The sequence below is a fragment of the Salinicola sp. LHM genome (genome assembly GCF_034479735.1).
Lineage (GTDB): Bacteria > Pseudomonadota > Gammaproteobacteria > Pseudomonadales > Halomonadaceae > Salinicola > Salinicola salarius.
Window position 1 is genome coordinate 2,060,406 of sequence record NZ_CP140261.1, and the last position, 20,008, is coordinate 2,080,413.

Genomic DNA, 20,008 nt, shown 5'->3' on the forward strand with positions numbered 1-20,008 from the left:
AGGGTTTGGCCGCCAATTGTCGCTGGCGGGGTGTGTGATTATGTCGCACCGAGGGTGAGCTGCTCCGGCTGCTGGTCTTCGTCGATGAGGGCCCGCTCGTGCTGCAGAAGCCAGCGCTTGCGATCGAGCCCGCCAGCGTAGCCGGTCAGCTTGCCGTTGGCGCCGATGACACGGTGGCAGGGCACGACAAGACATAGCGGGTTGCGCCCGTTCGCCGCACCGACGGCCCTCACCGCGCGTGGCGCGCCGATGGCGACGGCGATTTCCCGATAGCTGCACGTCTGGCCGTAGGGAACGCTCTGCAGGGCTTGCCACACGCTCAGCTGGAAATCGGTACCGCGTGGTGCCAGAGGCAGGTCGAACGTCGTCAGCTCGCCCAGGAAATAACGCTCCAGTTGGCTGGCGCAGCGCGCCGTGAGGGCATTGCCGCGCTCGACCACGTTCGGGCTGCTCGAAAAGGCGAGCCAGGTGAGGCCGTGATCGGTCGCCCGTATCTCGATGGGGCCGAGCGGGACTGTCTCGGGCGGCCGATAGATCTGGACGTAGTCGTCGTGACGCAGCGGCAGGCGCGAATCACTCAATGGCGAGAAGGTGTTCATATCACTCGATTCCACAGTTGTAGCGTGAGATAGCTGCGCCAGGGCGAGGCGGCGGCGAGATCCAGCGGTGTCGTCAGGGCCGCGAGCGCACGGCGCACGCCGACATCGCCATCCAGCCAGATATCCGGGTTTCCGTTGCCGCGAAAGTCGGCGACGTTGGCCGTCCAGGGGCCGATTCCCTTGAGCGAGCGCCACTGCTGGGGATCGTCGTCGATCTCGCTGCCGGCGTAGGCGACAGCCAGGCGGCGCACGGTGTCCCGACGGCTGCCGGGGAGCTTCAGAAAACCCAGCTCGCTGGCGGCGATGGCTTCTGCGGTGGGGAAACGACGGCGGCCCTCCTCATCGCTTTCACCGAGCCGGTCGACGAGCTGCTGGATCAACCGGTTGGCGGCGGCCATCGACACCTGCTGGCCGAGTACCGCGCGGATACCTGCCTCGAAGACGTCCCATGATCCTGGCAAGCGCAATCCTTCGACCAGCGGAAGCGCTGGAACGGATTGGCGCAGATGGGCCTCGATGGTCTGCGTGTCGGCGTCCAGATCCAGCATTCTCCGAATCCGACGAACGATCGCATGGAGATCGCCCAGTTCGCTCAACACCAGGGTGACGTCGAACTGATGACGCCTGGCGTCGTGGCGGGCTTCGAAGTGTCCCGTCGTCGTGCCATGGCGGATCGTGCGGCCCAGCGTGTGTTCGCCCACCCATTCGAGATCCTCGATGGCATGCAGCGCATAAAAATGGCGTAGCCGTTCCCACTGGTAGGGCGGGCGGTACGCCAGCTTGAGCGTCAAGGCGGCGCTTTTTCGGCTTCGGCGGCGGCGAATCTCGATGGGCGTCAGCGCCATCTGGCGTTTGAAGGCGTCGTTGAAGCGGCGCAGGCTCGAAAATCCGCTGGCATGGGCGACCTCGACCACCGGCAGCGTGGTTTCGTGAAGCAGCTTCTTGGCGAACAGGCACTGGCGGTAGAGTGCGTAGGCCTTGGGAGATACGCCGAAGCGGCGCTGGAACAGCTGGCGCAGGTAGCGCTCGCCGATGCCCAGTCTCTCGCAAAGCCGTGCGACGTTGCCGCCCTGGAGGGCGCCGCTGTCGATCAGGCTGATCGCCCGGGTCAGCGTGGTTCGGGAACCCATCCAGGCGGGCGAATCCGGCGCGCTGTCCGGCCGGCAGCGCAGGCAGGGGCGAAAGCCGGCGTTGGCGGCGGCGACCGCCGACTCGAAGTAGCGCACGTGCCGTTCCTGCGGGAGCGTCGCCGGGCAGACGGGGCGACAGAAGATGCCGGTGGTGCTGACGGCGATGAAGAAGCGGCCGTCGAAACGGGCATCGCGCGCCAGTCGCGCACTCCGGCATTGCTGAGGGTCGAGCATGGCATGCGTCCTGGTCGTCGTCGCGAGCTCATTCGTCTTCTCGAGCCCATTCGTCTTCTCGAGCCCATTCGTCTTCTCGAGCCCATTCGTCTTGGGCTCATTCGTATCGGGCTTATTATAGTGCGCGGCGATGGGGAGACTGGCCGGATCCGGCACTGAATGCCCGTGCCGAACATAGCGGCGAACGCCGGTGCGAAGATCGGCCATGGGTCGGTGCATCAACAGGGCGGTGCTTCAATAGGGCGGTGCATCAGCGAAAGGTGAAGAATACCGTCAGGATACTCCCTCCCGCGAGGCGAATTTCGCTAAGCTGTCGGCTCGTGCAGGATCGCATTTCATGGATAGTGAGGAGGCTTGATGAAATCCGTATCGGTCGGCGGGCTGGCAGTCGCCAACGACGCGCCCTTTACCCTGTTTGGCGGCGTCAACGTGCTGGAGGATCTGGACAGTACGCTTGCGGCGTGCGAGGCCTATGTCGAGGTGACACAGAAGCTCGGCATTCCCTTCGTGTTCAAGGCTTCCTTCGACAAGGCCAATCGCTCGTCGATCCACTCCTTCCGGGGCGTCGGGCTCGACGAGGGGTTGAAGATCTTCGAGGCGGTCAAGCACAAGTTCGGCGTGCCGGTCATCACCGATGTGCACGAGGCCGACCAGGCGCAAGCCGTGGCCGAAGTGGCGGATGTGATCCAGTTGCCGGCGTTCCTGGCCCGTCAGACCGATCTGGTCGTCGCCATGGCGAAGACGGGCAAGCCGATCAACGTCAAGAAGCCGCAGTTCCTGAGTCCGGGCCAGGTCAAGAACATCGTCGACAAGTGTGCCGAAGCGGGTAACGAGCAGGTCATTCTGTGCGAGCGCGGCAGTTGCTTCGGCTATGACAACCTCGTCGTCGACATGCTGGGCTTCCGTGAAATGATGGACGTCAGCGGCAATGCGCCGGTGATCTTCGATGTCACGCACAGCCTGCAGCGCCGTGATCCGACCAGCGCGGCCTCCGGCGGTCGCCGCCGCCAGGTGCTGGAGTTGGCGCGCTCCGGAATGGCAGTCGGCCTTGCTGGGCTCTTTCTCGAAGCGCATCCCGATCCCGACAACGCCCGCTGCGATGGCCCCAGTGCGCTGCCGCTGGACAAGCTCGAACCCTTCCTTGCCCAGATCAAGGCGGTCGACGATCTGGTCAAGAGCCTGCCCCGGCTCGAGATCGACTGATGGCATCTCGGGATCGAATGATGGCGCGCCCGGATCGTCGTGCCCAGATCGAGCTGGTGCTGTTCGATGTCGACGGCGTGCTGACCGACGGCACGCTGCTGATCGGCCCGGAAGGAGAAGCGCTGAAACCGTTCAACGTGCGTGACGGCGTCGCGGTTGGCCTGTTGCGCCGGCACGGGATCAAAAGCGGCGTGCTCTCGGCCAAATCGAGCCAGCCCTTGATCACGCGAGCCACACAGCTCGGCATGGACGTGATCAAGGTCGGCTTCAGCCACAAGCTCGAGGCCATTCGTCAGATTGCCGAGGAGGAGGGTATTGCCGCGGATCGCATCGCTTTCGCGGGAGACGACATCATCGATATTCCGGTGATGCGGGACGTCGCCACGGCCTACGCGCCGGCCGATGCACACCCTCTGGTCATCGAGGCGGCCGATCATGTGACGAAGGCGAACGGCGGGCGTGGTGTCGCGCGTGAAATTGCCGAAGACCTGCTTTCGGCACGTGGTCTCGATCTGCACCAGATGTATGCCCACCTGCTGGGAGACGATGACGCGCTGCGCCGCATGGTTCAGTAGGCATGTCGGCTCGATGGGCCGGTCACCGCTCGCTTCGGGGCGGTGGCCGGCAATGTCACAGCCCGAAGAGTTGCACGATGGGAGGCAGCACGAATGCCGTGACCAGCCCCGAAAGCCCCATCGCCAGCCCGGAAAAGGCGCCGGCCACTGCGCCGACGGAGGCGAAGCAGTAGGCGGTGCCGAAACCGTGGGCCGCCAATCCCATCGAGTATCCCTGAATGGTCGGATCGGTGACCCGGGTCAACCGGAATATCCAGGGACCGACGATGCAGCCCACGACGCCGGTCAACAGCACCAGACCCGCGGTCAGCGAAGGGATGCCGCCCAGCTTTTCGGCGATGCCCATGGCGATGGGCGAGGTCACCGATTTCGGTGCCAACGAGAGCACCGTCTCGGTGTCGGCGCCCAGGATCATGGCGATGCCGACGGCGGAAACGACCGCGGTGGCGATACCGGCCATCGTGCCGATGGCGATGGGCCACAACATGCGGCGCACGCGCTCGCGGTGGTCGTAGAGCGGAATGGCCAGTGCGACCGTGGCTGGCCCCAGCAGAAAGTGCAGGAACTGGGCGCCGGCGAAATAGGTGGGATAGTCCGTGCCGGTCACCAGCAAAAAGCCGATCAGCAGCGCAATGGCGACGATGACGGGATGAAGAAGTGGCGTTCCGCCCGCCCAGCGGTTGATTCTGGTGGCGGCGATGAAGGCCAGCAAGGTCGCCAGCAGATGCAGAAGCGGGCTGGCGGAAAGGTAGACCCATGCCTGCTCGAGACCGAGGCCGTTCATGCGTCGTGCTCCTTGGCAGGTGTTCTTTTTCGGGCGAGGCGCTGCAGTGTCTGGCTGGTCACCAGAATCGTTACCGACGTCGATACGATCAGCGTAATGATCAAGACCCAGATTTCTCGACTGATCAGGCCGAAATGCTGGATGAGCCCTACGCCAGCGGGTACGAACAGCAGCGTCAGGTATTTGAGCAGGCCTTCGCCCATGGTCCGGAGGCTTCCCGGCACACTGCCTCGGATCATCAAGCCGATCAGCAGAATCAGCATGCCCAGGACCGGCCCGGGAACGGGAAGGGTGAAAGCGCGGCTGATGACTTCTCCCAGAAACTGACAGCCGAGCAGAATGCTCATTCCGATAATCAATGACATCTCGTCACCTTAGACTTTGGTCTAGATTTCGAGGCATTGTACCACCAGCAGGAGACGAGACTTGCCATGCCGATGCCGAGCGGATCCAGACGGCATGTATGCGCATAAAAAAATGGCCATCGGACAAAATCCGATGGCCATTCTCATGTTTGGTCGGAGCGACAGGATTCGAACCTGCGACCTCTGCAACCCCATTGCAGCGCGCTACCAAGCTGCGCCACGCTCCGGTTTCTGCCGGCCTGTCCGTGACAGTCCCTGCGAAACGCTGCGTATACTACCTTGCAGTTCGATAAATGAAAAGCGCTTCTTAAGGCTTTTTTTTCAATCGTTTGCGAAAGCCTACCGATACTGCTGCCGAGCGGAACCCCAGGCCGTCATCGAAGCGCGCTGGCGTGAGAGTGTTGTTCCGACGCCAGCGGGGCTGTCGATCCGACTGGGCTGTTATAGCCACAGCAACTTGATCAATCCAAGGCAGATCAGCGTGACCAGGATCGTGCCGGTGAGGTTGAGGAAGAAGCCGGCGCGAATCATCGACTGGATATTCATGTGGCCCGTCGCGAAGACGATGGCGTTGGGCGGCGTGGCCACCGGCATCATGAAGGCGCAGCTGGCGGCAATCGCGGCCGGCACGGTAATCAGTAACGGGTCGACGCCGAGTGACATGGCCAGTGCACCGAGTAGCGGCAGGAATGCTGCTGCGGTCGCTGTGTTCGAGGTCAGTTCGGTGAGGAAGATGATGACCAGGACGATGGCGCCGATCAGCAGGATGAGCGGCAACGTGCCGAAGACATTGAGCTGATTGGCGATCCAGTCCGCCAGGCCGGAGCCGCTGATGGTGCTGGCCAGGGCCAGGCCGCCGCCGAACAGTAGCAGAATGCCCCAAGGCAGGTCTTTGGCATCTTCCCACAGCAGCAGCGGACGATACGGCTCGTTGCCGCTGGGAATCAGAAAGAGCGCGACACCTGCGAGCAGCGCGACCGAGGTGTCGGACAGCCATTCGATTCCCCAGTCGTTCAGGAGAGGCCGCGTTACCCAGGCCAGAGCGGCGAGCAAGAAGACGATCCCGACTCGTGCTTCCGCCGGGCTCAGCTTGCCAAGCTTGGCAAGCTCGTCGCCGATGACATTGCCGCTACCGTCGTCGAGCCGGAGCTTGAAGCCGCCGCGAGTCAGCCACCACCAGGCCACGGCCATCATCGCAATGCTCACCGGCAGGCCGACGACCATCCACTGCGCAAAGCCCAGTTCGATATTCTGCTCGCTGGAGAGATAGCCTGCGAGAATGGCATTGGGAGGGGTGCCGATGAGCGTGGCGATGCCGCCGATACTGGCCGAGTAGGCGATGGCCAGCAGCAGTGCGGTGGCATAGCGCTTTACCTCGCCGGAGTCGGCGTTGGCAAAGAGGGAAACCACCGACATGCCGATGGGCAGCATCATGATGGCAGTGGCGGTGTTGGAGACCCACATGCTGATGAAGCCGGTTGCCAGCATGAAGCCGGCGATCTGTTGCTTGGGTTTCTGGCCGACGACGTTCAGAATGCGCAGCGCAATTCGACGATGCAGATTCCAGCGTTGCATGGCGATGCCCAGTAAAAAGCCGCCCAGGAACAGGAAGATCGTCGGGTTGGCATAACTGGCGGCGGTGCCCTTGAGGTCGGCAATGCCGAGGGCGGGTGCCAACGGGATGGGGAGTAGCGAGGTGGCCGGGATCGGAATGGCCTCGGTGGCCCACCAGGTCGCCAGCAGCAGGGCGAGCCCGACGCAGTGCCAGGCAGCGGGTTCCATACCGGCGGGTGCTGGCATGACTTGCGTCACGATGACCCAGATGGGGCCGAGAATGAGGCCGATTCGGGCGGCTATCGAGGGTGCGCTTGGCGCTTGATCTGCGGTGTCCGTCACGTGACGTCCTTTTTCGAGAGGCTTGAACCTTTTCTATTCTACTTAAGACGTAGAGCGTCCTGAGAGGACCGCGAATTAGCCTTTGGTCTAATATGGGGCCGTGGGCGGGATACTTGTATGGGGCCGTGGGCGGGATACTTGCCCTCTGATCGCGCTCGTGCGCGACGGCTTGTTTATCGAACTCGCCATTGAATTTTCCAGTAAAGAGCAGGTCCATGACGACATCTCTGCATTCCCTCATCGCGCCTCTCGTGGCGCTGTCCCGTAAAGCCGGTGAAGCGATCGAGGCGATCGGGCGAGACGCCTTCGATACTCAGCGCAAGGCGGATGACAGCCCGGTAACGGCTGCCGACCTGGCGGCTCATCAGGTGATCGTGCGGGAGTTGCCATCGATCGGTTGTCGCGATTGGCCGATTCTGTCCGAGGAGTCGGCCTCGATTCCCTGGTCGGAGCGCCGGAACTGGTCCACTTACTGGCTGGTCGATCCGCTGGACGGCACCAAAGAATTCATTCGCGGTTCGGATCAGTACACCGTCAACATTGCCTTGATCGATCAGAACCGGCCTGTGCTTGGCGTCGTCGAGAAACCCCGCACTGGCGAGGTCTGGATCGGTGAGCCGACTCGGGGAGCCTGGTATCAGGCTGATTTCGATGAGCCCTGGCAAGCCTTGCAGGTGCGCGATTCCCTGCCGTTGCGTCTGGTGGTCAGTCGTTTTCATCGCGGCGCGAGCACCCGCCGCCTGATCGAGTCGCTGCCCGATGTCGAAGTCGAGGAGTTGGGGAGTTCGCTCAAGTGTTGTCGTGTGGCCGAAGGGCTTGCGGATCTCTACCCCCGGTTCGGCCCTACCAGCGAGTGGGATACCGCCGCGGCTCAAGCCGTAGTTGAAGGGGCCGGCGGTCATCTCGTGGACTGCGAAGCCTGGAAACCGCTGCGTTACAACACTCAGGACAGCTTGCTGAACCCGGCCTTCGTGGCATGCGCGTCCCTGGACGGAGCCTGGCGACCTTTCTGGGCACGCTGAGTCAACGCCAGTCCGGGATCGAGAAAGTAGGTGTGTCCTGTGGATGCTGTTACCCTGCGGGTCGCGCCGAAATGGCAACAGCTCCTAGCAATCCATATATCACCAGAAGGCGGCTTCTCTTTCATGTCGTTGTCTCTTGCGGCGGGGCTTTCCGCCCTCGCCATCCTGATCATTGTCTCGCTCGCTGCTTATGCCTGGCGTCTGTGGCGCGAGGTCGAGCGGCGAAAAGCGTTTCGGGCTGCCGAAATCGCCCGCGCCAATCAAAACTGTATCGATAGCTTGAGTGCCCTGTCGCAGGCCATGGTCGAGCGCCAGGTGGACATGGTAGAGGGGGCGTTACGCTGCAAGGTGCTGCTCGATATCATCGATAATCGACTGGTGGAGCGTGATGCGTGGCGGGTGCTCGGCGAGGTGCAGTCCGAGGCGGAATCCCTGCACACGCACCAGGCGCGTCGCGAGTTGTCACCACGAGAACGCCATCGTGAGGATCTTGTTCGTGAGGAGATCGCTCAGCGACACGACGGCAGGCTCCATCTCGCAGCGATCGAAATCCAGGCCTTTTGTCAGGATTGGACGCAAGCCATCAGCGCCAGCTCAAGAAAATAGGCATCCTTTCGTTGTCGAGAAGGAAGAAGGCGAGAGGTGTTGCATCATTCGCCGAGCGGAGAAAAGGGTCTAGCCTGTCTTGCTGAAGGATAGGGTCAGAAACGTGAAGTTTTTGCCAATCCCCTTTGCCAATCTTGGAAATGGTGCTAAAACAGAACAGTGTTTCCCGACACGGGTTTGCATCTCGGGCTGGAATCGATAATGCTGTTGTGGAGCTGCAAAGAAAAGGGACAATGGGAACATTGACCACTGCTCAAGTCGACGCGCATGGCGGTCGCCGAGAGATTTCTTTGTCGTTGGGGAAGGAACATCTTTCTCTTGACGAATTCGGCTTCTATACTCGAAGCCGCTGGGTAACGCCCGTTACGACTAGCGCTGTGTTAAGAAGGAGTCTTACATGAAAAAATCAACGACTGGCTTGCTACTGGGTTCTGCTCTGGTAGTCGGTCTTTCTGGCTGTGCCAGTTCCGGTATGGAATCTACTGGCAGCTCGTCCGATCAGGCTTGGTATCAGTCTCCGTTCGTCTGCGGCATTGCCGGCGGTCTGATCGGTGGTGGTGTCGGTTACGCTACTAGCGGCGATTCCGATGAAGACACTGGTGCCGCGATTGGTGGTGTTGCTGGCGCGACTGCCGGCGCGCTGCTGTGTGCCGACTACTCTTCGGACGTCATGGACAGCGATGGCGACGGCGTGCCCGACGATCGCGACCAGTGCCCGAACACGCCGGCTGGCGTAGCGGTTGATGCCGTTGGCTGCCCGCTCGACACCGACGGTGACGGCGTGCCGGACTACATGGACCAGTGCCCGGGAACGCCGGCCGGTGTTGAAGTCAACGCCCAGGGCTGCCCGCTGGATTCCGACGGTGACGGCGTGCCGGACTACCAGGACCAGTGCCCGGATACTCCGGCTGGTGCCGAAGTCAACTCCTTGGGCTGCGTGGAAGATCTCGTCCTGCGTGACGTCAACTTCGAGTTCGACTCCGCTCAGCTGACGGCCAACGCCGAAGCTATCCTGGATGGCGTATCCGAGAAGCTGATGACCAACGACCAGCTGCGCATCCGTCTTGAAGGCCACACCGACTCCGTCGGTCCTGCTGCCTACAACAAGGAACTGTCCCAGCGTCGTGCCGATTCCGTGAAATCCTACCTGGTCAACAAGGGTTTCTCCGCGGATAACATCACCACTATCGGTTACGGTGAAGAGCAGCCGGTTGCCAGCAACGACACCGCTGAAGGCCGTGCTCAGAACCGTCGCGTCGAACTGGGTGAGTGGGAATAAGTTTTATCCCGACACGCTGTTCACGTGATCATGAGGGCGCCTTCGGGCGCCCTCATTGTTTGTGGCCTTGGAACGTCTTCCAGACCTGCTTGCCATCGGTCACGAGTCGCTGCCCATGGATGGCAAAGTGCCTTTCCCGCTGCTAGTCTACTTCCCCCACGATCACCGATAGAGATCGTAAGGTCATGTCTCACGCGCATCCGCTGGCCTGCCCGTATGCAGACCTGCCGCGAAGGAGATGTTCCTGCCTATTAATCGAGTTCATGTGATCCTTGGTGTGGACCACCACTGAGCGTAAGGATGTTTTCATGCCCATTGTGACGCTGCCTGATGGCAGTCAGAGAAGCTTTGAAGAGCCTATTACCGTCATGCAACTGGCCGAGTCCATCGGACCCGGGCTCGCCAAGGCGTGTGTTGCCGGCAAGATAGACGGCATTGAAGTCGACGCAGCCGACATCATCGATCATGACGCCGAAGTGGCTATCTTGACCGCCCGCGATGAGGAAGGGGTGGCCATCATTCGCCATTCCTGTGCTCATTTGCTGGGACACGCGATCAAGCAGTTGTACCCGAACGCCAAGATGGCGATCGGCCCGGTCATCGACGATGGCTTCTATTACGACGTCGACTTCGGAGAATCCATTTCTTCAGAAGATCTGGAAGCCATCGAAGCGCGAATGAAATCGTTGATCGACCAGGAGTACGACGTCGTTCGGGAGTACGTCGATCAGGCAAAGGCGCTCTCGACATTTGCGTCGAGGGAAGAGCCATACAAGCGGGAGATCGTCGAAGGTATTCCTGAAGGAGAGACGATTCGTCTCTACCATCACCAGGAATACATCGATATGTGCCGCGGGCCTCACGTACCCAATACACGGCACCTCAAGGCATTCAAGCTGACCAAGCTGGCTGGAGCCTACTGGCGTGGTGATGCGTCGAAGCCCATGTTGACGCGAATCTACGGCACGGCGTGGGCTGACAAGAAATCCCTCAAGGCATATCTGCTGCGCCTTGAGGAAGCCGAGAAGCGTGATCATCGTAAACTGGCACGGCGATTCGACTTCTTCCACATGCAGGAAGAAGCGCCCGGCATGGTGTTCTGGCATCCCCGTGGCTGGACGCTATGGCAGATTGTCGAGCAGTACATGCGCGGCGTGTACAAGCGCAGCGGGTATCAGGAGATCAAGTGCCCGCAGATCATGGATGTGTCGCTCTGGAAAAAATCCGGGCACTGGGACAATTACGCGGAGAACATGTTCTTCACCGAGTCGGAAAAGCGTGAATATGCGCTGAAGCCGATGAATTGCCCGGGGCATGTACAGGTCTTCAATTCCGGATTGCGCAGCTACCGCGAACTGCCGATTCGCTATGGGGAGTTCGGTGGTTGTCATCGCAACGAGCCTTCTGGCGCGCTACACGGTATCATGCGGGTCCGGGCATTCACCCAGGATGACGGTCACGTCTTTTGTACCGAAGGGCAGATAGAGTCCGAAGTGACGGCGTTCCACCGTCAGGCACTTCAGGTTTATGGCGACTTCGGTTTCGAGGACATCGCCGTGAAGATCGCGCTGCGGCCTGACAAGCGCCTCGGCAGCGATGAAACGTGGGATCGTGCCGAAGGTGCGCTGAGGGCTGCGTTGGGCAACTGCGATGTTCAGTGGCAGGAGCTGCCGGGCGAAGGGGCATTTTACGGTCCCAAGATCGAGTATCACATGAAGGACTGCCTGGGCCGGGAGTGGCAGGTCGGTACCATGCAGGTCGATTTCATGATGCCCAGTCGTCTGGGGGCGCAGTACGTCGCCGAGGACGGATCCCGCCAGACGCCCGTGATGTTGCATCGGGCGATCGTGGGGTCGATGGAGCGTTTCATCGGCATCCTGATCGAACATTACGCCGGGGCCTTGCCTTTATGGCTCTCTCCGGTCCAAGCTGTAGTGCTCAATATCACGGATGCTCAGCGTGATTATGCCGAAAATCTCTCCAAAAGCTTGCGTGAAGCGGGTTTCCGGGTCGAGTCGGACTTGAGGAATGAGAAAATCGGCTTTAAAATTCGCGAGCATACGCTGCAGAAGATTCCTTATCTGCTGGTTGTCGGCGATAAGGAAGTCGAATCGGGTGCCGTTGCAGTGCGTACTCGATCCGGCGAGGATCTGGGTTCCCTGTCCGTCGATGATCTGAAAGGACATCTTCAACAGGCCGGCCAACCGGGTCAGCACTGAGCAGCAACGTTAATCGCCAGATGGAGATCTAACGATCAAGCGTAATAATCAGCGCGGGCGCCCTCAGGAAAAGCGCGCGCCCATAAACGACCGTATTCGTGCAGACGAAGTTCGCCTTATCGATGCCGAGGGTGAACAGGTGGGAGTCGTTCCCATGCAGGAGGCGCTCGAACGCGCCGAGGAAGCCGGTATGGATCTCGTCCAGATTTCCAATGCCGATCCTATCGTCTGTAAAATCATGGACTACGGCAAGTTCCTCTTCGAGCAGAAAAAGCAGAAATCTGCTCAGAAGAAGAAAACCAAACAGATCCAGGTCAAGGAAGTGAAATTCCGTCCTGGCACGGACGAGGGCGATTATCAGGTGAAGTTGAAAAACCTGATTCGTTTCCTCGAAGGTGGCGACAAGGGTAAGGTCACCCTGCGCTTCCGTGGTCGTGAAATGGCACACCAGGACATCGGTCGCCGACTGATGGAACGGATTGCCGCCGACCTGGAAGAGCTGGCTGCTGTCGAGTCCTTCCCCAAGATGGAAGGCCGTCAGATGATCATGATTCTTGCGCCCAAGAAGAAGTGATCCGCGGGCAAGTCGAACGGAAAACGACGAGCGTCATCGCTCGTCGTTTTCGGCCTCGGGTTTTCTAAAAAAGAGCGGAGTGGAGTTTTCCCATGCCGAAAATCAAGAGCAACAGCGGCGCTGCCAAGCGCTTCAAGAAGACTGGTAACGGCTTCAAGCACAAGCAGTCTTTTCGTAGTCACATCCTGACCAAAAAGTCTACCAAGCGTAAGCGTCAGTTGCGCGGGATGAAGCAGGTACACGCTGCCGACAAGCAGCTCGTTACCCGCATGCTGCCCAACCTGTAACACTTGGTCGTCAGTCTTTAACGTCAGGAGAGTACTATGTCTCGCGTCAAGCGTGGTGTCGTCGCACGTCGTCGTCACAAGAAGATCATGAAGCAGGCCAAGGGCTACTATGGTGCGCGTTCGCGCGTTTTCCGCGTAGCCAAGCAGGCCGTCATCAAAGCCGGTCAGTATGCCTATCGTGACCGCCGCCAGCGTAAGCGCCAGTTCCGCGCTCTGTGGATCACGCGTATCAACGCGGCAGCTCGTGTCAACGGCATGTCCTACAGCCGTTTCGTGGCAGGTCTGAAAAAGGCCGGCATCGAAATCGACCGTAAGGTGCTGGCTGATCTGGCCGTTCACGAGAAAGCGACGTTCGCGGCAATCGTCGAGAAAGCCAAAGCTGCATAACAGGTCATTTTGCCCTGCGAGGGCGATGAGTCATGTGACCTATCCAGGGGAAGAGCAGCTGCTCTTCCCCTGTTTTTTTATACTGCATCGCCGCGTCGTTCGTGACCGACGGCGCTGCGTAACGAACGATAAGCGGAGCTCGACGGATGGATCATCTTCCTGCCCTGGTCAACGAGGCGAAAGCGGCCATTGCCGCGGCCGAAGACGCCCAGGCTCTCGACCAGGTGCGTGTGCGTTTTCTGGGCAAGAAAGGCGAGATTACAGCGTTGCTCAAGGGGCTGGGGCAATTATCACCCGAAGAGCGACCGGCTGCCGGTGAACGCATCAACGAAGCCAAGCAGGCGTTGCAGCAGGAGCTCGAGCATCGCAAGCAGGTGATCGAACAGGCCGCCATGCAGGCTCGGCTCGAGGCGGAGCGCATCGATGTCACCCTGCCGGGACGGGGCGAAGCCAACGGTGGCCTGCACCCCGTGACCAAGACGCTGGAGCGTATCGAATCCCTGTTTCAACACATTGGCTTCGAGGTCGCCGTCGGTCCGGAAATCGAGGACGATTTTCATAATTTCGAAGCGCTGAACATTCCCGCTCATCATCCTGCGCGCGGCATGGCAGATACCTTCTATTTCGACGCCACTCGTCTGTTGCGGACGCATACCTCGCCGGTACAGGTGCGTACCATGCAGTCGCAGGAGCCCCCCATTCGCATCGTCTGCCCGGGGCGGGTCTATCGCAGCGATTCCGATCTGACCCACACGCCGATGTTCCATCAGGTAGAGGGTCTGCTGGTCGACGAAGGCGTCAGTTTTGCCGACCTCAAAGGGACGATCGCCGACTTCCTGCAGGCGTTCTTCGAGCGAGACGATCTAGAGGTGCGCTTCCGGCCATCCTATTTTCCGTTCACCGAGCCCTCGGCCGAGGTCGATATTCAGTGCGTGATGTGCCAAGGCGCTGGCTGTCGTGTCTGTTCGCACAGCGGATGGCTCGAGGTGATGGGATGCGGGATGGTTCATCCGGCGGTGTTTCGTCATTCGGGCGTCGATGCCGAGCGTTATACCGGCTTTGCCTTCGGCATGGGAGCGGAGCGGCTGGCCATGCTGCGCTATGGGGTGAATGATCTGCGGCTGTTTTTCGACAACGATCTACGTTTCCTGAGTCAGTTCAACTGAGTCCGTCGCCCAGTCAAGGAGTATCAAGATGAAGTTTTCCGAAGCGTGGCTGCGCGAATGGGTTTCACCGGCGCTCGATACGCAGGCCCTGGCAGACGCCATTACCATGGCGGGCCTGGAAGTCGATGCCGTCGAGCCGGTCGGTGCCATTTTTCAGGGCGTTGTCGTGGCCGAGGTCGTCGCCAAATCTCAGCATCCCAATGCGGACAAGCTCAATGTCTGCCAGGTCGATGACGGTTCCGGGGAGCCGGTTCAGGTCGTCTGCGGTGCGCCTAACGTCGATATCGGCCAGAAGGTGCCTTTCGCGCGTGTCGGCGCAGTGCTTCCCGAGAATTTCAAGATCAAGAAAGCCAAGCTGCGTGGCGTCGAATCTCGCGGGATGATCTGTTCTGCCTCCGAACTCGGCCTGGAAGAAGGGCGCTCGGAGGGAATTTATGTCTTGCCGCAAGACGCACCTGTCGGTGAGGATTTCCGGGCCTGGTTGCAGTTGGATGACCACACCATCGAGGTGGACCTGACCCCCAATCGCGGCGACTGCCTCAGCCTGCGGGGCATGGCGCGGGAAGTCGGTTGCGTAACCGGAACAGAGGCCGTCGAACCGAGCATCGCCCCGGTCGAGGCGCGCCATGATGCGCAGTTTCCGGTCGCTGTGAGTGACGAAGAGCGGTGCCCGCGCTACCTGGGCCGTATCATTCGTGATGTCGACGTCACGGCGAGTACGCCATTGTGGATGCAGGAGCGCCTGCGTCGCAGCGGGATTCGCAGCATCGATCCGGCGGTCGATGTGACCAACTATGTCATGCTCGAACTGGGGCAGCCGATGCATGCCTTCGATCTCGATGCCTTGAAGGGCGGGATCGAAGTCCGTCGGGCCAATGCCGATGAGCGTCTTACGCTGCTGGACGGCCAGGAAGTGGTGTTGAACGAGGATACGCTCGTCATCGCCGACCAGGATCGTGCGCTGGCCATCGCGGGTGTGATGGGAGGCGAGGCGACCGGGGTGACCGGCGAGACGCGTAATCTGTTTTTGGAAGCCGCTTACTTTTCACCGCTTGCGGTGGCTGGCAAGGCGCGCGATTTCGGGCTGCATACGGATGCTTCGCACCGTTTCGAGCGCGGCGTGGATCCGGAGATCACGCGTCCAGCCATGGAGCGGGCCACCGAGTTGTTGATTGCCATCGTTGGAGGTTCTCCTGGCCCCATTACCGAGGTAATGCAGCCGGCGCACCTGCCTCGGCGTCCGGATGTCGAGCTTCGCCGTGAGCGGCTGTCCGCTTGCCTGGGCGTTCGTCTGTCCGACGAGGAGATCCATCGCATCTTTCAGTCGCTAGGAATGGTCAGCACGGCGGCGGACCAGAGCTGGCACGTGCAGATCCCGAGCTGGCGTTTCGATGTCTCCATCGAAGAGGACCTGATCGAGGAAGTTGCTCGCATTCACGGTTATAACCGGCTGCCGGTACGTCGCCCGCAGGCACGTCTCGGCCTGACGACAGACGACGAGGCGTCTTTGCCGCTGCGACATCTGCGCCGCCACATGGTATCTCGCGGCTATCAGGAGGCCGTGACCTACAGCTTCGTATCGCCGGATCTCCAGGCGTTGATCACGCCGGACGCAGTTTCGCCGGCGCTGGCCAACCCGATCTCCAGCGACATGTCGGTGATGCGGCATAGCCTCTTTCCGGGGTTGATCAAGGCGCTGATGCATAATCTCAACCGTCAGCAGCACCGCGTGCGGCTGTTCGAGGCCGGGCTGGTTTTCCAGGGCAAGCTGGACGAACTGGTTCAGACGCCGATGTTCGGTGGCCTGATTTGTGGCTCCCGAGACGTGGAAGGCTGGTCTGCCCATCGTGACTCGGTCGATTTCTACGATCTGAAGGGCGATCTCGAAAGCTTGGTCGCGTTGGGGGGAAAGGCCGATGAATGGACTTTCGTTGCCGCAACGCACCCCGCGCTGCATCCGGGGCGTTCTGCACAGCTCTGCCGTGATGGCAAGGTCGTCGGATGGTTGGGGGCCTTGCATCCCGGCATCCGTGCCCAGCTCGATATCAAGCCCGAGGTTTACGTCTTCGAAGTGGAGCAGGCAGCGCTGACCCAGGGAGCGATACCGCAATTCAAGCCGCTGTCCCGGTATCCCGAGGTGCGTCGGGATCTGGCGTTCGTGGTCAAGGAAGAGGTCGAGATTGCGCCGCTGGTCGATGCCATTCGGAGTCGGGCCGGTGACTGGTTGACGCAGTGGCAGCTATTCGACGTGTATCAGGGCAAAGGAGTGGACGATGGTGACAAGAGCGTCGCCCTGGGCTTGACCTGGCAGCATCCTTCGCGCACTCTCAACGATGAAGAAATCAATCAGTTGATTGCAGACGTGGTGGAAGTCGCGCAAGTGCGCTTCGGTGCCAAACTGCGAAGTTGATCTGTCATCCTGCGCGAAGGGAGCGATCATGGGAGCGCTGACGAAAGCTGAGCTTGCGGAGCATCTTCACGCCGAACTGGGTTTCTCCAAGCGGGAGGCCAAGTACATGGTGGAAACGTTCTTCGAGGAAATTCGCGGTTGTCTGCGCGAGAATGAGCAGGTGAAGCTGTCCGGATTCGGCAACTTCGATTTGCGGGACAAGCGGGAGCGGCCCGGACGTAATCCCAAGACGGGAGAGGAGATTCCGATCTCCGCTCGGCGAGTCGTTACTTTCCGCCCTGGCCAGAAGCTCAAGGCCAAAGTGGAAAGCTTTGACGGCGAGCTGCAAGAGGACTGAGCCGCGCCCGTGCCCCATCGACCGCCTGCCAGTGAAAACTGGCGGGCGGTTGTGTTTGGGGCCTTGCCGCGTGAGACCCAAGGGCGAGCTGTGCTAAGCTCCCGCGCAAATCCATCGCTGACCGAGTGTTATGCCCAAGCTGAAAATTTTCGTCGGCACCGTTTATGGTGGTGCACTGGATGTCGCGGAACAGGTTTCGCCGTTATTCGAGCAGGCGGGTTACGACGTGTCCGTCATCGAACAGCCGAGTGTGAATGACCTGACCGAAGACATGCCGGATCTGGCGTTGTTCTGCGTCTCTACCACGGGGAGCGGCGACTTTCCTGGCGACTTCGTCCCTTTCGTGCGTGAATTGAAGTCGCAGCCGCCGAGTCTCGCTGCTCTGCGCTATGGTCTGATCGCCTTGGGGGACAGCTCCTATGGCGACACTTTCTGCGGTTCCGGTAGGGCGCTGGACGAGCTGCTTGCCGACCTGGGTGGGCGACGTCTGGGCGAACGTCTCGAAATCGATGCAATGGAAACTTTCATGGCAGATGATGCTGCCGTTCCCTGGGTGGAAGCATGGATAGAATCCGAAGGCCTCGCGACGTGACGGAGCCGCAGTCATCGGCTGCGGCCAGAACGTTGACGGCCACGCGCTGGAGTACGCTGTTGGGCCTGTGGCTGGTCATGCTGGTATCGCTGCCCCGTTACTGGTTGCAGCACGATACGACGCGCCTGGCCCTGCTCGCGATTCTGATGGTCGCGATCGTCGTGGCATTGATCGGATTCTGGCGACTGATGGCCTCGGCACAGCGGGAGCGTTGTCCCGCCGCGATCAAGCATCTGGGTGGATGTCTGTTGATCGGTTGCCTGTTGATTGGCGCCTGGCACTGGGCGGACGTGGCGGCCGATCATTGGGCGGTCATCCTGTCGCAAGGCGCGGCACTGGGTCTGCTGCTCCATGTGGTCGTTCGAATCTGGCGGCGTCGTCACTGAGAACCGGATTGATCGAGCCAGGTTTGATTGATGCTAGACCCGTCTGCCTGATACATGCGTGAAGTTCAACAGGAGTTCTTGCTCTGGACTTCTCGATCAACGAAGACGGCGGGCCAATTGGCCCGCCGTCTTCGTCTCCAAGATCCACCGTTTCCGACTTCCAAACGCCGCGCTTTGCGTCAGCGGCCCAGCGAATCGTTGCGCTTAGCCAAGGGTGTAGCAGGGCACGTATTCTTTGCCGGGCAGCTTCATGCGGCCCTGGGCGACGAATGACGTCAACAGTGCATCCAGGCGGGACATCAGTTCAGGCTCTGCATGCAGCCGAAAGGGGCCACGGGCTGCGATGGCGCGGATGCCGGGTTCCTTGACGTTGCCGGCGACGATTCCCGAGAACGCGCGACGCAGATTGGCGGCCAGGATGTGGTTGGGCTGGTCATGGTGAAGCGCCAGTGCTGCCATGGCCTCGTGAGTCGGCTCGAAGGGCTCCTGGAATCCGCGCTCGATATTCAGCCGCCAGTTGAAGTAGAACGCATCGTTCTGTTGGCGACGGAATTCGGCGACTTCCTGGATGCCGTCACGCATCAGGCGAGACACCGTGACCGGATCGTCTACCACGATACGATAATATCGGCCCACGTCTTCCCCCAGGGTATAACGCAGGAATTCGTCGATACGCTGGAAATAGGCCCGCGCGCTTTCCGGCCCGGTAAAGATGACCGGGAAAGGGATGTCGCGGTTCTTCGGGTGCATCAGAATGCCGAGCAGATAGAGGATCTCTTCCGCCGTGCCCACACCGCCCGGGAATACCACGATGCCATGGCCGATACGCACGAAAGCTTCGAGACGTTTCTCGATGTCCGGCATGATGACCAGTTCATTGACGATCGGGTTGGGCGATTCGGCGGCAATGATGCCGGGTTCGGATATGCCCAGGTAGCGGCTGTCCTTGCGACGCTGCTTGGCGTGGGCGAGGTTGGCGCCCTTCATCGGGCCTTTCATGGCCCCCGGGCCGCAGCCGGTGCAGATATCCAGCCCGCGCAGGCCCATGTGGTAACCCACGGCCTTGGTGTAGTCATACTCTTCGCGGGTGATCGAGTGCCCGCCCCAGCACACCACCATGCTTGGTTCCTGGGCCGTGCGCAGGGTGCTGGCGTTACGCAGGATGTGAAAGACGGCGTTGGTCGATCCCTCGTTGGTTTCCAGGTCGAACTTGGGATTGTTCTGGATCTCGTTGTAGACGTAGACGATGTCTCTCAGCACTGCGGAGAGCTGTTCCCGCACGCCGCGAATCATGCGTCCGTCGACGAACGCGCAGGCCGGGGCATTGGAGAGCTTGAGTCGGATACCGCGATCCTGCTGCAGAACCTCGATGTCGAAATCCTGATAGGCTTCCATCACCGCCAGGCCATCGTCGGTGGGCGTGTCGCAATTGAGAATCGCCAGCGCGCAGCGTCTGACCAGATCGTGAAGGCCGCTCGTCGACGTGTCCCGCAGTCGATTGACTTCGGATTGAGACAGCACCTCGAGACTACCCTCGGGGGAAACGATGGTTGATAGCGTCTCAGGCATGGACGGCATCCTCATGGAAGTAGATATCGGTCATTCAAAGAGCGGCGCGTGCGGCGGCGGTCTGCCAGAGAGAGGCGATCTGCTCTTGATCGGCTTCGCTCATGTTGTCCTGGGCGAACGTGCTCTCCAGCCACTGCCAGTAGGTCGCATCGAAATCTTCGGCCTCGACTTCAGCCGGATCGTATTCGGCCATTTCCTGTACCAGGCCGATTTGCGGAATCATGTAGCCTAGGGCGAAAAGCTCGCTGTCATCGGCATTTTCTTCCATCACGAGTAGCGTTTGCTGCACGGCCTTGGCGCGCTGCGCAAAGGGATCAGACATAGGGTTCTTCAATCCTGAGTGGGAGCTTGCCAATGCTAACATGAGCGGCTGGTCGTCGCAGTGGGG

At 60.6% G+C, this 20,008-nt stretch carries 21 protein-coding genes and 1 tRNA gene; 14 read left to right on the forward strand and 8 right to left on the reverse strand.

Features of this window, described 5'->3' with window-relative positions:
- Positions 1-38: 38 nt before the first annotated feature.
- A complete protein-coding gene (locus R5R73_RS09505; RefSeq protein WP_322529523.1) occupies positions 39-599 on the reverse strand; it encodes a methylated-DNA--[protein]-cysteine S-methyltransferase in 561 nt (186 codons plus the stop codon).
- Positions 596-1,963: an AlkA N-terminal domain-containing protein gene (locus R5R73_RS09510; protein ID WP_322529524.1), complete on the reverse strand. Its 1,368-nt coding sequence runs from the start codon at positions 1,961-1,963 to the stop codon at positions 596-598. The genes R5R73_RS09505 and R5R73_RS09510 overlap by 4 nt, the downstream gene beginning before the upstream one ends.
- Before the next feature lie 357 nt (positions 1,964-2,320).
- Here R5R73_RS09510 and kdsA point away from each other — a divergent pair, with 357 nt between their 5' ends.
- The gene (gene kdsA, locus R5R73_RS09515) at positions 2,321-3,166 is read left to right on the forward strand and encodes a 3-deoxy-8-phosphooctulonate synthase (protein WP_322529525.1); all 846 of its coding nucleotides are present in this window, start codon (positions 2,321-2,323) and stop codon (positions 3,164-3,166) included.
- A complete protein-coding gene (locus R5R73_RS09520; RefSeq protein WP_322529526.1) occupies positions 3,166-3,741 on the forward strand; it encodes a KdsC family phosphatase in 576 nt (191 codons plus the stop codon). Before kdsA ends, R5R73_RS09520 begins: the two co-directional genes overlap by 1 nt.
- Positions 3,742-3,796: 55 nt before the next feature.
- On the opposite strand, the gene R5R73_RS09525 is transcribed toward R5R73_RS09520, so the two are convergent.
- The 4 genes from R5R73_RS09525 to R5R73_RS09540 all read right to left on the reverse strand — a co-directional run bounded on the left by R5R73_RS09525 (position 3,797) and on the right by R5R73_RS09540 (position 6,786).
- Positions 3,797-4,525 (reverse strand): LrgB family protein, encoded by a 729-nt coding sequence (locus R5R73_RS09525; protein ID WP_110632851.1) that lies wholly within the window; start codon positions 4,523-4,525, stop codon positions 3,797-3,799.
- Positions 4,522-4,890: a CidA/LrgA family protein gene (locus tag R5R73_RS09530; protein ID WP_110632848.1), complete on the reverse strand. Its 369-nt coding sequence runs from the start codon at positions 4,888-4,890 to the stop codon at positions 4,522-4,524. Before R5R73_RS09530 ends, R5R73_RS09525 begins: the two co-directional genes overlap by 4 nt.
- A gap of 150 nt (positions 4,891-5,040) precedes the next feature.
- A tRNA-Pro gene (locus R5R73_RS09535) sits at positions 5,041-5,117 on the reverse strand.
- A 214-nt stretch (positions 5,118-5,331) separates the two neighbouring features.
- Positions 5,332-6,786 carry a DASS family sodium-coupled anion symporter gene (locus R5R73_RS09540; RefSeq protein WP_322529527.1) on the reverse strand — a complete coding sequence of 485 codons (1,455 nt, stop codon included), beginning with the start codon at positions 6,784-6,786 and terminating at the stop codon, positions 5,332-5,334.
- A gap of 215 nt (positions 6,787-7,001) precedes the next feature.
- On the opposite strand from R5R73_RS09540, the gene cysQ reads away from it, so the two are divergent.
- From cysQ to R5R73_RS09600, 12 genes are all read left to right on the forward strand, one after another.
- Positions 7,002-7,808 carry a 3'(2'),5'-bisphosphate nucleotidase CysQ gene (gene cysQ, locus R5R73_RS09545; protein ID WP_322529528.1) on the forward strand — a complete coding sequence of 269 codons (807 nt, stop codon included), beginning with the start codon at positions 7,002-7,004 and terminating at the stop codon, positions 7,806-7,808.
- A 39-nt stretch (positions 7,809-7,847) separates the two neighbouring features.
- Positions 7,848-8,414, forward strand: a complete 567-nt coding sequence (locus R5R73_RS09550) for a DUF2489 domain-containing protein (protein WP_322529529.1) — start codon at positions 7,848-7,850, stop codon at positions 8,412-8,414.
- 397 nt (positions 8,415-8,811) lie between these two features.
- Positions 8,812-9,693: an OmpA family protein gene (locus R5R73_RS09555; protein WP_087719678.1), complete on the forward strand. Its 882-nt coding sequence runs from the start codon at positions 8,812-8,814 to the stop codon at positions 9,691-9,693.
- A gap of 308 nt (positions 9,694-10,001) precedes the next feature.
- Complete coding sequence (gene thrS / locus R5R73_RS09560) at positions 10,002-11,912, forward strand: threonine--tRNA ligase (RefSeq protein ID WP_322529530.1); 1,911 nt, start codon at positions 10,002-10,004, stop codon at positions 11,910-11,912.
- Positions 11,913-11,946: 34 nt separating this feature from the next.
- Positions 11,947-12,486: a translation initiation factor IF-3 gene (gene infC, locus R5R73_RS09565; protein ID WP_083387150.1), complete on the forward strand. Its 540-nt coding sequence runs from the start codon at positions 11,947-11,949 to the stop codon at positions 12,484-12,486.
- Between the two features lie 92 nt (positions 12,487-12,578).
- Positions 12,579-12,773 carry a 50S ribosomal protein L35 gene (rpmI, locus tag R5R73_RS09570; protein WP_071230088.1) on the forward strand — a complete coding sequence of 65 codons (195 nt, stop codon included), beginning with the start codon at positions 12,579-12,581 and terminating at the stop codon, positions 12,771-12,773.
- A gap of 36 nt (positions 12,774-12,809) precedes the next feature.
- Positions 12,810-13,160: a 50S ribosomal protein L20 gene (gene rplT / locus R5R73_RS09575; protein ID WP_071230087.1), complete on the forward strand. Its 351-nt coding sequence runs from the start codon at positions 12,810-12,812 to the stop codon at positions 13,158-13,160.
- 146 nt (positions 13,161-13,306) lie between these two features.
- On the forward strand, positions 13,307-14,326 hold the full coding sequence (gene pheS, locus R5R73_RS09580) for a phenylalanine--tRNA ligase subunit alpha (protein ID WP_322529531.1): 1,020 nt from the start codon (positions 13,307-13,309) through the stop codon (positions 14,324-14,326).
- A 28-nt stretch (positions 14,327-14,354) separates the two neighbouring features.
- Positions 14,355-16,736 carry a phenylalanine--tRNA ligase subunit beta gene (gene pheT, locus R5R73_RS09585; RefSeq protein ID WP_322529532.1) on the forward strand — a complete coding sequence of 794 codons (2,382 nt, stop codon included), beginning with the start codon at positions 14,355-14,357 and terminating at the stop codon, positions 16,734-16,736.
- Positions 16,737-16,764: 28 nt separating this feature from the next.
- Entirely contained in the window at positions 16,765-17,073 is a 309-nt protein-coding gene (gene ihfA / locus R5R73_RS09590; RefSeq protein WP_071230084.1) for an integration host factor subunit alpha, read from the forward strand.
- A gap of 130 nt (positions 17,074-17,203) precedes the next feature.
- Positions 17,204-17,665, forward strand: coding sequence for a flavodoxin domain-containing protein (locus tag R5R73_RS09595; RefSeq protein WP_071230083.1), 462 nt, complete (start codon positions 17,204-17,206; stop codon positions 17,663-17,665).
- Entirely contained in the window at positions 17,662-18,051 is a 390-nt protein-coding gene (locus R5R73_RS09600; protein WP_167400653.1) for a hypothetical protein, read from the forward strand. The genes R5R73_RS09595 and R5R73_RS09600 overlap by 4 nt, the downstream gene beginning before the upstream one ends.
- A 204-nt stretch (positions 18,052-18,255) precedes the next feature.
- On the opposite strand, the gene ppnN is transcribed toward R5R73_RS09600, so the two are convergent.
- Both ppnN and R5R73_RS09610 read right to left on the reverse strand, forming a co-directional pair.
- A complete protein-coding gene (gene ppnN / locus R5R73_RS09605; protein WP_110632827.1) occupies positions 18,256-19,620 on the reverse strand; it encodes a nucleotide 5'-monophosphate nucleosidase PpnN in 1,365 nt (454 codons plus the stop codon).
- Between the two features lie 34 nt (positions 19,621-19,654).
- Positions 19,655-19,984 carry a YfcL family protein gene (locus R5R73_RS09610; protein ID WP_083387148.1) on the reverse strand — a complete coding sequence of 110 codons (330 nt, stop codon included), beginning with the start codon at positions 19,982-19,984 and terminating at the stop codon, positions 19,655-19,657.
- Positions 19,985-20,008: the final 24 nt, after the last annotated feature.

What these genes read in the sequence shown, in the direction of transcription:
- R5R73_RS09505 (WP_322529523.1), bottom strand. Translation starts at nt 599, where the DNA reads ATGAACACCTTCTCGCCATTGAGTGATTCGCGCCTGCCGCTGCGTCAC.
- R5R73_RS09510 (WP_322529524.1), bottom strand. Translation starts at nt 1,963, where the DNA reads ATGCTCGACCCTCAGCAATGCCGGAGTGCGCGACTGGCGCGCGATGCC.
- kdsA (WP_322529525.1), top strand. Translation starts at nt 2,321, where the DNA reads ATGAAATCCGTATCGGTCGGCGGGCTGGCAGTCGCCAACGACGCGCCC.
- R5R73_RS09520 (WP_322529526.1), top strand. Translation starts at nt 3,166, where the DNA reads ATGGCATCTCGGGATCGAATGATGGCGCGCCCGGATCGTCGTGCCCAG.
- R5R73_RS09525 (WP_110632851.1), bottom strand. Translation starts at nt 4,525, where the DNA reads ATGAACGGCCTCGGTCTCGAGCAGGCATGGGTCTACCTTTCCGCCAGC.
- R5R73_RS09530 (WP_110632848.1), bottom strand. Translation starts at nt 4,890, where the DNA reads ATGTCATTGATTATCGGAATGAGCATTCTGCTCGGCTGTCAGTTTCTG.
- cysQ (WP_322529528.1), top strand. Translation starts at nt 7,002, where the DNA reads ATGACGACATCTCTGCATTCCCTCATCGCGCCTCTCGTGGCGCTGTCC.
- R5R73_RS09555 (WP_087719678.1), top strand. Translation starts at nt 8,812, where the DNA reads ATGAAAAAATCAACGACTGGCTTGCTACTGGGTTCTGCTCTGGTAGTC.
- thrS (WP_322529530.1), top strand. Translation starts at nt 10,002, where the DNA reads ATGCCCATTGTGACGCTGCCTGATGGCAGTCAGAGAAGCTTTGAAGAG.
- rpmI (WP_071230088.1), top strand. Translation starts at nt 12,579, where the DNA reads ATGCCGAAAATCAAGAGCAACAGCGGCGCTGCCAAGCGCTTCAAGAAG.
- rplT (WP_071230087.1), top strand. Translation starts at nt 12,810, where the DNA reads ATGTCTCGCGTCAAGCGTGGTGTCGTCGCACGTCGTCGTCACAAGAAG.
- pheS (WP_322529531.1), top strand. Translation starts at nt 13,307, where the DNA reads ATGGATCATCTTCCTGCCCTGGTCAACGAGGCGAAAGCGGCCATTGCC.
- pheT (WP_322529532.1), top strand. Translation starts at nt 14,355, where the DNA reads ATGAAGTTTTCCGAAGCGTGGCTGCGCGAATGGGTTTCACCGGCGCTC.
- ihfA (WP_071230084.1), top strand. Translation starts at nt 16,765, where the DNA reads ATGGGAGCGCTGACGAAAGCTGAGCTTGCGGAGCATCTTCACGCCGAA.
- R5R73_RS09595 (WP_071230083.1), top strand. Translation starts at nt 17,204, where the DNA reads ATGCCCAAGCTGAAAATTTTCGTCGGCACCGTTTATGGTGGTGCACTG.
- ppnN (WP_110632827.1), bottom strand. Translation starts at nt 19,620, where the DNA reads ATGCCTGAGACGCTATCAACCATCGTTTCCCCCGAGGGTAGTCTCGAG.
- R5R73_RS09610 (WP_083387148.1), bottom strand. Translation starts at nt 19,984, where the DNA reads ATGTTAGCATTGGCAAGCTCCCACTCAGGATTGAAGAACCCTATGTCT.